The organism is Microbacterium sp. NPDC056044 (genome assembly GCF_042267145.1).
Classification (GTDB): Bacteria; Actinomycetota; Actinomycetes; order Actinomycetales; family Microbacteriaceae; genus Microbacterium.
On record NZ_JBHJWZ010000005.1, the window covers coordinates 386,896 to 400,182 of the forward strand.

Annotated in this window: 10 protein-coding genes; 8 read left to right on the top strand and 2 right to left on the bottom strand. The window is 71.3% G+C overall.

Annotated elements, in window-relative coordinates; genetic code table 11:
* The 7 genes from glmU (at position 1) to ACFC1I_RS16585 (ending at position 8,918) form a co-directional block, all read left to right on the top strand.
* Positions 1-1,473 carry a bifunctional UDP-N-acetylglucosamine diphosphorylase/glucosamine-1-phosphate N-acetyltransferase GlmU gene (glmU, locus tag ACFC1I_RS16555; RefSeq protein WP_376011743.1) on the top strand — a complete coding sequence of 491 codons (1,473 nt, stop codon included), beginning with the start codon at positions 1-3 and terminating at the stop codon, positions 1,471-1,473.
* Positions 1,448-2,482, top strand: a complete 1,035-nt coding sequence (locus tag ACFC1I_RS16560; RefSeq protein ID WP_376011745.1) for a ribose-phosphate diphosphokinase — start codon at positions 1,448-1,450, stop codon at positions 2,480-2,482. The genes glmU and ACFC1I_RS16560 overlap by 26 nt, the downstream gene beginning before the upstream one ends.
* A 54-nt stretch (positions 2,483-2,536) precedes the next feature.
* The gene (locus ACFC1I_RS16565; protein WP_376011747.1) at positions 2,537-5,308 is read left to right on the top strand and encodes a cation-translocating P-type ATPase; all 2,772 of its coding nucleotides are present in this window, start codon (positions 2,537-2,539) and stop codon (positions 5,306-5,308) included.
* A 76-nt stretch (positions 5,309-5,384) separates the two neighbouring features.
* Positions 5,385-5,873 (top strand): hypothetical protein, encoded by a 489-nt coding sequence (locus tag ACFC1I_RS16570; RefSeq protein ID WP_376011750.1) that lies wholly within the window; start codon positions 5,385-5,387, stop codon positions 5,871-5,873.
* 3 nt (positions 5,874-5,876) lie between these two features.
* Positions 5,877-6,770, top strand: coding sequence for an FAD:protein FMN transferase (locus tag ACFC1I_RS16575; protein WP_376011753.1), 894 nt, complete (start codon positions 5,877-5,879; stop codon positions 6,768-6,770).
* Positions 6,771-6,772: 2 nt separating this feature from the next.
* Entirely contained in the window at positions 6,773-7,327 is a 555-nt protein-coding gene (locus ACFC1I_RS16580; RefSeq protein WP_376011755.1) for an MOSC domain-containing protein, read from the top strand.
* Between the two features lie 4 nt (positions 7,328-7,331).
* A complete protein-coding gene (locus tag ACFC1I_RS16585; protein ID WP_376011758.1) occupies positions 7,332-8,918 on the top strand; it encodes an FAD-dependent oxidoreductase in 1,587 nt (528 codons plus the stop codon).
* A 342-nt stretch (positions 8,919-9,260) separates the two neighbouring features.
* On the opposite strand, the gene ACFC1I_RS16590 is transcribed toward ACFC1I_RS16585, so the two are convergent.
* Positions 9,261-10,832, bottom strand: a complete 1,572-nt coding sequence (locus ACFC1I_RS16590; RefSeq protein WP_376011761.1) for a sensor histidine kinase — start codon at positions 10,830-10,832, stop codon at positions 9,261-9,263.
* A complete protein-coding gene (locus ACFC1I_RS16595; RefSeq protein ID WP_376011764.1) occupies positions 10,829-11,557 on the bottom strand; it encodes a response regulator transcription factor in 729 nt (242 codons plus the stop codon). Before ACFC1I_RS16595 ends, ACFC1I_RS16590 begins: the two co-directional genes overlap by 4 nt.
* 247 nt (positions 11,558-11,804) lie before the next feature.
* Between ACFC1I_RS16595 and ACFC1I_RS16600 the strand changes: the two genes are divergently transcribed.
* Positions 11,805-13,280 (top strand): ABC transporter permease, encoded by a 1,476-nt coding sequence (locus ACFC1I_RS16600; RefSeq protein WP_376011766.1) that lies wholly within the window; start codon positions 11,805-11,807, stop codon positions 13,278-13,280.
* Positions 13,281-13,287 lie beyond the last annotated feature (7 nt).

Genomic DNA, 13,287 nt, shown 5'->3' on the forward strand with positions numbered 1-13,287 from the left:
ATGACCGATACGACCCGCGACAACGCTCTGGCCGTCATCGTCCTGGCCGCAGGGCAGGGCACCCGCATGAAGTCCTCTACGCCGAAGGTGCTGCACCGCATCGGCGGCCGGCCGCTCGTCGGGCACGTGCTCGACACCGCGATCGCGCTCGAGCCGGAGCGCGTGGTCGTCGTCGTGCGCCACGAGCGCGACCTCGTCGCGGACGCCGTGGTGCAGGCCGTGCCGGGCGTGGTCGTGGTCGACCAGGACGAGATCCCGGGCACCGGCCGCGCGGTCGAGGTGGCGCTCGACGCGCTCGGCGACTTCGCCGGCGACGTGCTCGTGCTGAGCGGCGACGTGCCGCTCCTCGAGGCCGACACGCTCGCGGCGCTCGTGCGCACGCACCGCGACCGCGCGGTCGCGGCGACGGTCCTGAGCGCCGCGCTCGACGACGCCACGGGCTACGGCCGTGTGATCCGCGACGCCGACGGCGCCGTGTCGCGCATCGTCGAGCAGAAGGACGCGACGGCGGACGAGGCATCCGTCACCGAGATCAACGCCGGGGTGTACGTCTTCCAGATGCAGGCGCTGCGCACCGAGCTCGCACTCGTCGGCACCGCGAACGCGCAGGGCGAGAAGTACCTGACGGACGTCGTGGCGCTGCTGCGCGGCGACGGCCTGCTCGTGGCGGCGCAGACGGCTCCGGACGCCGCGGCCGCCCTGGGCGTCAACGACAGGGTGCAGCTCGCCGAGGCCGCCCGCATCCTCAACGCGCGCACCGTGCGACGCTGGCAGCTCGAGGGCGTCACGATCCTCGACCCCGCGACCACGTGGATCGACGTGGACGCGAAGCTGGCGCCCGACGTCACGGTGCTGCCGAACACGCACATCCTGCGCGCGACGGTGATCGCGTCGGGTGCCATCGTCGGCCCCGACACGAGCCTGGTGGACTGCGAGGTGGGGGAGGACGCCACCGTCACCCGTACCGACGCGACGCTCGCCGTGATCGGCGCGAAGGCGACCGTGGGCCCGTTCGCCTACCTCCGCCCGGGCACCTACCTCGGTGACAAGGGCAAGATCGGCACGTTCGTCGAGACGAAGAACTCCACGATCGGCGAGGGCAGCAAGGTGCCGCACCTGTCGTACATCGGCGACACCACGATCGGCAAGCACGTCAACCTCGGCGCCGGCGCCATCACCGCGAACTACGACGACCTGGCGAAGCACCGCACCGAGATCGGCGACGAGGTGCACACCGGCTCGCACAACGTCTTCGTGGCGCCCGTTAGGATCGGAGACGGCGCGAAGACCGGTGCAGGTGCGGTCGTCCGAAAGGACGTCCCCGCCGGCGCCCTCGCACTCAGCGTCGCCCCCCAGCGCAATGTCGAGGGGTGGGTCGAGAAGAACAGACCGGGTACCGGAGCGGCGGATGTCGCCGCCAAGGCCCGCAGCGCACAGAAGGCGGACGATGGCGCGCAAGAAGAAGACCGTTGAGCTCGACCGGGCGAACGACATCGCCCCGGGACTCGTCGCGAAGACGAAGAAGCGCCTCGTGGTCGCACGAGGAAGCTCCCACCCCGAGCTCGCGGCAGAGGTCGCCGCACAGCTGAGCACGGAGCTCGTGCCGACCGAGTACCGCACGTTCGCGTCGGGTGAGATCCTCACCCGCTTCGAGGTGTCGATCCGCGGCTGCGACCTGTTCCTCATCCAGAGCTTCGGCCCGCCGGTCAACGAGTGGATGATGGAGACGCTCATCATGCTCGACGCCGCCAAGCGCGCGTCGGCGAAGCGGATCACCGTGGTCGCGCCGTACTTCCCGTACTCCCGGCAGGACAAGAAGGGCCGCGGCCGCGAGCCGATCAGCGCCCGCCTGGTTGCCGATCTCTTCAAGACGGCCGGTGCCGACCGCGTCATGAGCGTGGACCTCCACGCCGCGCAGATCCAGGGCTTCTTCGACGGCCCCGTCGACCACCTGTTCGCCAAGCCCGTGCTGCTCGAGTACTTCGAGAACACCCTGAGCGCCGAGGACCGCGAGCGCCTCACCGTCGTCTCGCCCGACACCGGCCGCGTGCGCGTCGCCGACCAGTGGTCCGACAGCCTCGGCGCACCGCTGGCGATCATCCACAAGCGCCGCGACCCGAACGTCGCGAACCAGGTCACCGTCAACGAGATCGTCGGCGCCGTCGACGGACGCGTCTGCCTCCTCGTCGACGACATGATCGACACCGGCGGCACCATCGTCAAGGCCGCCGAGGCTCTCAAGGCGAACGGCGCGGTCAAGGTCATCGTGGCCGCGACCCACGCGATCTTCAGCGATCCCGCGGCGCAGCGCCTGCAGAGCGAGGCGATCGACGAGGTCGTCGTCACCGACACGGTGCCGATCCCGCCCGAGAAGCGCTTCCCGACGCTTACGATTCTGCCTATCGCACCGCTGCTCGCACGTGCGATCCACGAAGTGTTCGAGGACGGCTCCGTCACCAGCATGTTCGACGGGGCCGCCTGACGCCGGCAGCGGGTCGACACACCGGCTCGGCGGCGACGGAGGGACTGAGCAAGGATGTCGCAGCCGCTGGATTCCGCACCGCCGAATGAGGCGCGGCTGACGGTCGCGCGGCCGTGGGCGCTGCCCCTGGACGACGTGCTGACGCATCTCGACGCCGACGCCGGCGGACTCACCACCGCTGACGCGGCGCAACGGCTCGACATCGCGGGCCCCAACCGCCTGCCCGAACCGGCGCGCAAGCCGGGCTGGCTGCGGTTCCTGTCGCACTTCAACGACACCCTGATCTACATCCTGCTGGGCGCCGCCGTCATCAAGGCGCTCATGGGGGACTGGCTCGACTTCTGGGTGATCATGGTGGTCGCGATCATCAACGCGGTGATCGGCTACGTGCAGGAGGGGCGGGCCGAGAAGGCGCTCGCGGGGATCCGAGGGATGCTGTCGGCCGACGCCAGCGCGCGGCGCGACGGCGGCTGGGTGACGGTGCCGGCGGCCGACCTCGTGCCGGGCGACGTCGTGCGCCTGATGCCCGGAGACAAGGTCCCGGCGGACCTGCGGCTGCTGCAGGCGCACCAGCTGCGGATCGACGAGGCCGCGCTCACCGGTGAGTCGGTGCCGTCGTCGAAGACGACGGACCCGGTCGACGCCGACGCCGGGGTGGGCGACCGCGGCTCGATGGCCTTCTCGGGCACCATCGTGAGCGCCGGGCAGGGCCGGGGCGTCGTGACCGCGACCGGCCCGACGACCGAGCTCGGCCGCATCCAGAGCCTCGCCGACGAGGCCGACGCGCTGGCCACGCCGCTCACGCGCCAGCTCGACAGCTTCGGCCGGGTGCTCACCGTCGTGATCCTCGGCATGGCGGCCGTCATGATGATGATCGGACGCTTCCTGCACGGCATGCCGTACGACGAGCTGGTCTCGGCGGCCATCGGCTTCGCTGTGGCGGCGATCCCAGAGGGCCTTCCCGCGCTGGTGACGATCACCCTCGCGATCGGCGTGCAGCAGATGGCCCGCCACAACGCCATCACGCGCAAGCTCCCCGCGGTCGAGGCGCTCGGCTCGGTCACCACCGTCTGCTCCGACAAGACCGGCACGCTCACGCGCAACGAGATGACCGTGCGCCACATCATCACGCCGCTCGCCGACTACGACGTGACGGGACTCGGCTACGCCCCCGAGGGCGAGATCGTGCCGACGAGTGGGGAAATGGATGCTGCGCCCCGGGGCGATCTCGCCGCGATCCTCGCCATCGCGACCCTGTGCAACGACGCGCATATCGTGCGCGGTGATGACGGCACGTGGAGCCTCGTCGGTGAGCCGACCGAGGGTGCGCTCAAGGCCGTCGCGATCAAGGGCGGCGTCGGCAGCGCCGGCGGGCGCCGGGTCGCCGTCATCCCGTTCGACTCAGCGAATAAGCTCATGGCGACGCTCAACGAGGGCGCGCGATCCGGTGGCGATGCGGGCGAGGTGTCGCGCGCGATCCTCGTCAAGGGCGCGCCCGACCGGCTGCTGGAGCGCTCCCTGACGCAGCGCGGCGCCGACGGATCGGAGCCGCTCGACCTCGCCCGGTGGGACGCCGCGGTCGCGGCGCTCAGCGGGCAGGGCCTGCGCGTCCTGGCGGCCGCCCGCAAGCCGGTGCGCGCGACGACGGAGGAGTTCGCGCTCGACGACCTTGTCGACCTCGAGTTCATCGGCCTGTGGGGGATCGTCGATCCGCCCCGGCCCGAGGCGATCGAGGCGATCGCGGACTGCCACACCGCGGGCATCCGCGTGAAGATGATCACGGGCGACCACGCGGGCACCGCACTCGCGATCGCGCACGAGATGGGCCTGGCCGGCGCCGACGCCGAGGTGCTGACCGGTGCCGAGCTCGAGGCGCTCAGCCAGGAGCAGCTGCGCGAGGTGGTGCGTGACGTCGACGTCTACGCACGCACGAGTCCCGAGCACAAGATCCGCATCGTCCGCGCGCTGCAGTCGCACGGCGAGGTCGTCGCGATGACCGGCGACGGCGTCAACGACGCTCCGGCCCTGACACGCGCCGACGTCGGCATCGCCATGGGCATCAAGGGCACCGAGGCCACGAAGGAAGCGGCGGAGTTCGTGCTCGCCGACGACAACTTCGCCACGATCCGCAGCGCGATCGCCGAAGGCCGGCGCATCTACGACAACCTGCGCAAGTCGATCGTGTTCCTGCTGCCGACGAACGGCGCGCAGTCGCTCGTGATCCTGGTCGCGGTCGTGTTCGGCCTGGCGCTGCCGCTCACGAGCGTCCAGGTGCTGTGGGTGAACATGGTCACCGCCGTCACGCTCTCGCTCGCCCTCGCCTACGAGCCGGCCGAGCGCGGCATCATGCGACGCCCACCGCGCGCCACCGGCGGACCGATCATCAACCGGGGCGAGCTCGGCTTCATCCTCATCGTGTCGCTGCTCATCGGCGGCGCGGCGATGGGCGTGTTCTACGGGGTGTATGCGGCGGGAGCCGACCTCGAGGTGGCCCGCACAGAAGCCGTTCTGATGCTTGCCTTCGGGCAGCTCGCCTTCCTCTTCAACTGCCGGTTCCTGACGCGCTCGAGCCTCACGATCGACGTGCTGCGCGGCAACCGCGTGGTGTGGTGGTCGGCGCTCGCGCTCGTGGTGCTGCAGCTGGTCTACACCTACGTGCCGTTCATGAACGTGCTGTTCGAGTCGCGACCGCTGCCCGCAGCATCCTGGATCCTTCCGATCGTCGTGTCGATCGGCATCTTCCTCGCCGTCGAGGTGCTGAAGGCGGTGCTGCGTGCGCGCCGTGGCTCATCACGGTCTACGGCCTCGCTCAAAGGCGGCTCATAGGAGCGGTTGAAAGGATCCAGTCAGGCGCATGAATCGCGTCGACGTCACGAGCCCGACCCGAGCCAGGAGGACCATCATGATCCGCACCGCACTCGCTTCCCGCCCCGTCCGCGCCGGCGCGGCCCTCACCGCCGTCGCCGGCATCGCGCTCCTCTCCGGCTGCGCCGCGACCGCCTCCGAGGCCGAGGAGCCGACGACGACCGACTCCGGATCGTCGTCGGGCGACTCCGGCTCCTCCTCGAACGACACCGGCTCGACCAGCACCGGCGCCTACGCCGACGGCACGTACACAGCCGACGGCTCGTACGCGACGCCCGAGTCGGTCGAGACGATCAGCGTCACCGTGACCCTCCAGGACGACATCATCACCGCCGTCGAGGTGACGGGCGACCCCCAGAAGCGCGAGTCCGAGCAGTACCAGGGCCAGTTCATCGGCGGCATCGCAGACGTGGTCGTCGGGCAGGACATCGACGACATCCAGGTCAGCCGCGTCGCCGGCTCGTCGCTCACCAGCGGCGGCTTCAACAAGGCCATCGACGCGATCAAGACCGAAGCGGCGAACTAGCCCGTGAGCACCGCGGCGGCGTCGTGGCGCTTCGACGCCATCGGCACGACGTGGGAGATCGTCACCGAGCGGGAGCTGCCCGGTCCCGTGCAGGACGAGGTGACGGCCCGGATCGACGCGTTCGACCGGACGTGGTCGCGGTTCCGGCCGGACTCCGAGGTCAGCGCGCTCGCCCGCGCCGGCGGGTCGATCCCGGCTCCGCCCGACGCCGTCGCGATGCTCGACGCACTCGCGACCCTCGCGGACGCGACCGGGGGAGCGGTGAATCCGCTCGTCGGCGCATCGCTCGCGTCGCTCGGCTACGACGCTCACTACACGTTCCACGATGCGGGGCCGATCGCTGCGCCCGACGACTGGCGCGAGCGGCTCACCTGGCAGGGCGGTCGCCTCGCGCTCAGCGAGCCCGCCCTGATCGACGTCGGCGCGCTCGGCAAGGGGCGCCTCGTCGACCTCGTGCTCGACGTGCTCCTGCACACCGAGGCGGGCGACATCACCGTCGACGCCGGCGGCGACCTCGCCGTGCGGGGGCGTCCGCAGCGCATCGGGCTGGAGCATCCGTTCGATCCGCGTCGCGCGATCGGCGTGTGGGAGGTGGCGGATGCGGCGCTCTGCGCCTCCGCGATCAACCGGCGCGCGTGGCCCTCGGCGACGGGCGCGACGCTGCATCACGTGCTCGACGCGCGCACCGGGCAGCCTGTGCGCACGATCGCGGCGACGTGGGCGGTGGCGCCCGACGCGATGACGGCCGACGCGATCGCGACCGCGCTGTTCTTCGACGGCGGCCCGCGGCTCGCCCACGAGTGGGGCGCCGAGTGGGTGCGCATGACCACGGACGGCCGCGTCGAGTGGTCGCCCGGCTGCCGCGCCGACCTGTTCGTGCGAGCAGATAGCGTTTAGGGGTGACCGAGCCCCTCCCCGGACACGTCGTCGCCGTCTCGCGCGACGACGCGCATCGCTTCAGCAAACCGACGCGCGAGAGCATCACCCTGATCGCCGGGATCGGCGTCGAAGGCGATGCGCACGCCGGCGCCACCGTGCAGCACCTCTCGCGCATCAAGCGGGACCCGACGACGCCCAACCTCCGGCAGGTGCACCTCATCCACGCCGAGCTGTTCGACGACATCGCCGAGCGCGGCCACGCCGTGACGCCCGGCGCGCTGGGCGAGAACATCACGACGTCCGGCATCGACCTGCTGGGCCTCGCACGCGGCACGCTGCTCGAGCTCGGCGACGACGCGGTGATCGAGATCACCGGGCTCCGCAACCCCTGCGCGCAGATCAACGGACTCTCGGAAGGGCTCATGAAAGAACTGGTCTACGCCGACGACAACGGTGCCACCGTACGCTTGGCCGGCGTCATGTCGGTCGTGCTCGCGGGCGGCGTCGTACGCCCCGGCGACAGCATCCGCGTCCTCCCGCCTGCGGGCCGCTTCGAGCCCCTCCAGGCGGTGTGACCCGATGACCGGCCTCACTGCCCTCTGGAACCGCGTCTTCGCGGTGCTCGGCCGCATGTCGATGTACCGCCTCGTGTATTTCGCGCTCGCCGCGCTCGCCGGCGTCGCGCTGCTGCTGTCGCTCATCGATCTGGCCCTGCCCGTCGAGCAGCGCCTCATCGGGCCCGACCCCCTGCAGTTGATCGTGACCCTGGCTGTGCTCTCCGCGGTGTGTGTGGGAGTGGATGCTGCGGCCCAGCGCGTGCTCAACCTCCCGTGGCGCCTCGAATCGTCGCTGATCACGGCGCACATCCTGCTGTTCGTGCTGCGGCCGACGGTCGAGCTGCTCCCGCTCTTGGGGATCGCGATCGCGGCGGCCGTCGCCTCGCTGTCGAAGTACGTGCTGGCGTGGCGCGGGCGGCACATCTTCAACCCCGCCGCCGTCGGCGCGACGGTGCTGACGCTGCTCAGCCTCGCGTGGCCCGACCTCGGGGCGTCGGCATGGTGGGTGGGAACGCCCGCGCTCGCCGCGCCCGTGATCCTGCTGGGCCTCGCCGTGCTGGTGCGCACCGAGAAGGTGCGCGTGATCCTCGTGTTCCTCGTGGTCGCCGTGGCCGTCGCGGTCATCCGCACGTCGGCGCAGTACCAGGACGCCGGGCTCGAGATCGAGGTGCTCGACCTGCTGTGGCCGGTGCTGTGGTCGTCGCCGTTCCTGTTCCTCGGCGCGTTCATGCTGTCGGAGCCCCTGACCCTGCCGCCCCGCCGCTGGCAGCAGTTCGTCGTCGCGGGGGTCGTGGGGGTGCTCGCCGGCTGGCCGATCGCCGTCGGCGACATCACCCTGGGGCAGGAGCGCGCGCTCCTCGTCGGCAACCTCGTCGCCTTCGCGTTCGCCGTCCGCACGGCGGTGCGGCTCACGCTCGTCGCGCGCTCCGAACCGACGCCCACCGTGCAGGAGCTCACGTTCCGCGTGCATGACCGGCTCGCGTTCCTTCCGGGCCAGTACCTGGAGCTCGAGGTGCCGCACCGCCACCCCGACGCGCGCGGCACGCGCCGCGAGTTCAGCATCGCGTCGGCGCCGGCCGACCTGCCGTTCGTGAAGGTCGCGTTCAAGGAGGGCAAGACCACCAAGGCGCTGAGCTCGTACAAGAAGGCGCTCGCTCAGGTCTCGCCGGGCGACGAGCTCGCCATCACCGGCGTGTGGGGCGACTTCCTGCTCCCCAAGCGCGACGCCGCGCCGATCCTGATGGTCGCTGCCGGCATCGGCGTGACGCCGTTCGTGTCGCAGCTCGGCCAGGCGACGGCGAAGGGCATCGATCGCGACGTCGTCCTGGTCTACGTCGCGTCGGACTCGTCGGAGCTGGCGTACCGCGACGAGATCGAGGCATCCGGAGCCCGCGTCGTGGTGTTCACGCGCGACCGGCCCGCCGACCTCCCCGCCCACTGGGTGTGGGCGCAGGGCGTGCGCCTGGACGCCGAGGGGCTCGTGCGCGTGGTCCCCGACATCGCGTCGCGCCACGCGTACATCTCAGGTCCTGCGGGCCTGATCGCCGAGCTCGCCCCCGCCCTCGAGAAGGCCCGCTCGATCACGACCGACGCCTTCAGCGGCTACTGACCCGCCCCGCGCTGGCGTCGCCTGCGTCTCGGCCCAGCGTCGGGGCCCGGCGTCCCGGCCCGCCGTCTCCCGCCGGTGAGAGTACTTCTGGTGGACGAGAGGGTGGTTGGTTCCCTACCCCTCGGCGACCAGTTGTACTCTCGGCGAAACCGGGGGTGCCGCGGGACGACCGGGCGTCACGGCCCAGCGTCTCGCCCGACGCCGCGGCCTGGCCCCGGGACTGGCGCCTCGCGCCGGCGAGAGTACTTCTGGTGGACGAGAGGGTGGTTGGTTCCCTACCTCTCGGCGACCAGCTGTACTCTCGCGAAAACGGGGAGGTGCCGCGGGACGACCGGGAAGGGGTCAGGACGACGCGGGGTCGGCCGGGCGCGCGGGGAGCCGCACCTCGAAGGTCGTGTCGCCGGGGCTGCTTTCGACACGGATGCTGCCGCCATGCGCATCCACGATGGCCCGGGCGATCGAGAGGCCGAGGCCGGTGCCGCCGGTCTGGCGCGCACGCGAGCGGTCGGCGCGGGAGAAGCGCTCGAAGAGCTCGTCCTTGATCGACGGATCGATGCCGGGGCCGTCGTCATGCACGCGCAGGATCGCGTCCTTGCCGTCCCGCGTCACGCTCACGGTGACCGTCGTGCCGGCCGGTGTGTGCGTGCGCGCGTTGGCGAGCAGGTTCGCGGCGACCTGGTGCAGGCGCCCGGTGTCGCCGGCGATGAGCACGGGCTCATCGCCGACCTCGAGCACCCACTCGTGGTCGGGACCGGTCGGCGTGACGTCGCCGACCGCGTCGATCGCGAGGCGCGTGAGGTCGACGGTGCCGTAGACGAGCTCCTGGCCCTCGTCGAGCCGGGCGAGCAGCAGCAGATCCTCCACGAGCGAGGTCATGCGCAGCGACTGCGCCTGGATGCGCTCGAGCGACGCCTCGGTCGTCTCGAGCGCCATGCCCTGGCCGCGGCTGAGCGCGGTGAGCGAGAGCTCGGAGTAGCCGCGGATCGACGCGAGCGGCGTCCGCAGCTCGTGGCTGGCGTCGGCGACGAAGCTGCGCATGCGCTCCTCGTTGCGCTGACGCGCTGTGAGCGACTCATCGACGTGGTCGAGCAGCGTGTTGAGCGCGGCGCCGACACGGCCGACCTCGGTGCGCGGGTCGGCCTGCCGCACCGGCACGCGCTCGGCGATCGACACCTCGCCCTGGTCGAGCTGAAGCACCGACACCCGGCCCGCCGTGTCGGCGACGGCGCGCAGCGGCGCGAGGCCTCGCCGGATCGTCCACGCGGTGGCCACCGAGAGCAGCAGCAGACCTCCCACGGTGAGCAGCGCGATGGTGATGAGCATGCGCGTGAGGGTCTCTGTGACGCCGGCGCGCGACAGTCCCACGATCGCGAAGGCACTGCCCAGCGGGACACCCTCGATGCGATAGGTGCCGAGCCCATCGACGGTCACGACGAACTGGCCGTTCTGGCCCTTGATGCTCTCCGCGATCGACCTGATCTGGTCGTCCGTGAGTGCGACCACCTCGCCCTGGGCATCGACGACAGCGGCCGTGGGCTCACCGGGCGTCGATTCCACGGCAAGGAAGAATCCGGGGCGGGGCGCGGGCTGTTGCTCGAGCACCTGCTCCGCCGTGTAGCCGGCTCCGATCGGGCCACGCATGAACTCCACGCTCTGCTGCGCGGACTTCACCTCCGCCTCGAGCTGGGACTCGAGCACGCCGCCGAGGATCGCGCTGGTCGCCACCGCGACGAGCACCATGATGAACGACGTGATCCCCACCACCGTGACGATGAGCCGGCGCTGCAGCGTCCACGGCGCGCGCCGGGGGAGTTCTTCCTCCCGATCCGGGATGACGGATGCCTCGACCTGCGCGATCGCGCCGGTCGAGGCATCCGTCCCCCTCGTCGTGGGGGTGGTCGTGTCGTGCGTCACTGCGGCGCCTTGATCATGTAGCCGACGCCGCGCACGGTGTGGATGAGGGGCTCATGACCGGCGTCGATCTTCTTGCGGAGGTACGAGATGTAGAGCTCGACGACGCTGGAGCGGCCGCCGAAGTCGTAGTTCCAGACGCGGTCGAGGATCTGGGCCTTCGAGACCACGCGACGCTGGTTGCGCATGAGGTAGCGGAGCAGCTCGAACTCGGTCGCGGTGAGCTCGATCTCGGTGCCCGCGCGCTCGACCTCGTGGCTGTCCTCGTTGAGGGTCAGGTCGCCGACTCGGAGGATCGGCTCGGCGCCGGCGGCGTGCGCGGTGCCGGCACGGCGCATGAGTCCGCGCAGGCGCGCCACGACCTCTTCGAGGCTGAACGGCTTGGTGACGTAGTCGTCGCCGCCCGCGGTGAGCCCGGCGACGCGGTCGCTGACGGCGTCCTTCGCGGTGAGGAAGAGCACCGGCACGTCGTCGCCCGCCTGACGCAGCCGCTGCAGCACGGCCATGCCGTCGAGATCGGGCATCATCACGTCGAGCACCATCGCGTCGGGCTCGAACTCGCGCGCCGATTGCAGGGCCTCAAAGCCGGAGCCCGCGGTGCGGACGTCCCACCCCTCCATGCGCAACGCCATCGACAGCAGGTCGGTGAGCATCTGCTCGTCGTCCACCACGAGGACGCGGAGGTTCGTGCCGTCGGGACGCAGCAGGGCGGGTGCGGGATTGGTCATGCGTCCCATTGTGGACGCGTACCTATGCGATTCCTATGGAGCGCGCTATGCGCCGGCTGTGAGATCGGCCACCTCTCCTCGGTGAGACGACAGTTGCGGGACGAGACCGTGGGGTTCACCCGGGGTCTCGTCCGCCGTCTGTCGTCTCACGGTCATCAGGGACTCATAGTCCGCACAGGGATGCCGCATCACGCCGCTTCGTAGCGTCGCAGCGACGGCCGGCATTCCGCCCGCCAAGAGGAGACCCATGTACTTCACCTATCTGCGGCGGGAGCTGGCCGGCCGCAAGAAGCAGACGATCATCGTGGCCGCCGGCCTCGCGATCGCGATCGCCCTCGTGATGATCGTGAACTCGCTCGCCGCCGGGGTGAGCGCCGCCCAGGCGCAGGCGCTCGAGTCCGTGTACGGCGTCGGCACCGACCTCACCGTGACCGGCGCCCAGGCGGAGACGGGCGAGGGCGGCCCCGCCCGCTTCGACTTCGGCGAGGACGGCGGATCGACGACCGACGACGGCACCACCGAGCTCAGTCAGTCGCGGCTCGTGACCGAGCCGATGCGGTCGACGCTCGACGCCTCGACCCTCGACACGGTGACCGGCATCGAAGGTGTGGGCGCAGCATCCGCCGCTCTCAGTCTCACCAACATGACGTTCTCGGGGGAGCTGCCGCAGCGTCCCGACGAGTCGAGCGACTCCGGTGCGGCGACGCAGGGTCAGCCGCCGCAGCAGGGCGAGGGCGGGGGCGGCGGCTTCGGCGGCGGCTCGTTCGGCGTCGATTCGTTCACGGTGCTGGGCATCGACCCGTCGGCGGACGCCGTCGGTCCACTGTCGGCGGTCTCGGTCTCGGAGGGGCGCGCGCTCGCGGACTCCGACGAGGGCGAGCACGTGGCCGTGCTCGACGCGACCTACGCCTCGACGGCCGGCCTGGCGGTGGGTGACACGATCGACGTCGGCGGGCAGGACTTCGAGGTCGTCGGCATCGTCGCCTCGACCTCGGACGAGGCCGACACCGCCTCGAACGTGTACATCCCGCTGGGCGTCGCGCAGGAGCTCTCGGGCGCCGGCGACGTCGTGTCGACCGTGTACGTGCAGGCGGAGTCGTCCGACGCGATCGCGTCGGTCCAGGCCGCGCTCCAGGAGGAGCTGCCCGACGCCACCGTGAGCTCGCAGGCCGATCTCGCCTCGACCGTGTCGGGGTCGCTCTCGAGCGCGTCGGCGCTCATCACGAACCTCGGCACGTGGCTCTCGCTCATCGTGCTGGCCGTCGCGCTGGTGCTCGCGGTGCTCTTCACGATCTCGGGTGTCTCGCGCCGCACGCGCGAGTTCGGCACGCTGAAGGCCATCGGCTGGTCGAACGGCCGGGTCGTCGGCCAGGTCGCGGGGGAGTCCGTCGTGCAGGGCGCGATCGGCGGAGTGATCGGCCTCGTCATCGGCTTCGCCGGCATCGTGGCGATCAACCTCATCTCGCCGACGATCTCGACCGCGCCGTCGGCCGACAGCTTCCGCCCCGGCGGCGGCCAGGGCGGCCCGATGGGCGGCGGCGGTGTCTTCGGGAACGCCCTGCAGTCGGCAGGCGCCGACATCGTACTCACCGCGCCGGTCACGCTGTGGGTCGTGGCCGCGGCGGTCGGCATCGCCGTCCTCGGCGGGCTGGTCGCCGGCGCCTTCGGCGGCTGGCGCGCAGCCAGGCTCAGCCCCGCCGAAGCGCTGCGATCGGTCGGCTGAGGCATCC

Excerpts from the sequence above, each read along its gene's own strand:
- glmU (WP_376011743.1), top strand. The coding sequence starts at position 1 with ATGACCGATACGACCCGCGACAACGCTCTGGCCGTCATCGTCCTGGCC.
- ACFC1I_RS16560 (WP_376011745.1), top strand. The coding sequence starts at position 1,448 with ATGGCGCGCAAGAAGAAGACCGTTGAGCTCGACCGGGCGAACGACATC.
- ACFC1I_RS16565 (WP_376011747.1), top strand. The coding sequence starts at position 2,537 with ATGTCGCAGCCGCTGGATTCCGCACCGCCGAATGAGGCGCGGCTGACG.
- ACFC1I_RS16570 (WP_376011750.1), top strand. The coding sequence starts at position 5,385 with ATGATCCGCACCGCACTCGCTTCCCGCCCCGTCCGCGCCGGCGCGGCC.
- ACFC1I_RS16585 (WP_376011758.1), top strand. The coding sequence starts at position 7,332 with ATGACCGGCCTCACTGCCCTCTGGAACCGCGTCTTCGCGGTGCTCGGC.
- ACFC1I_RS16595 (WP_376011764.1), bottom strand. The coding sequence starts at position 11,557 with ATGACCAATCCCGCACCCGCCCTGCTGCGTCCCGACGGCACGAACCTC.
- ACFC1I_RS16600 (WP_376011766.1), top strand. The coding sequence starts at position 11,805 with ATGTACTTCACCTATCTGCGGCGGGAGCTGGCCGGCCGCAAGAAGCAG.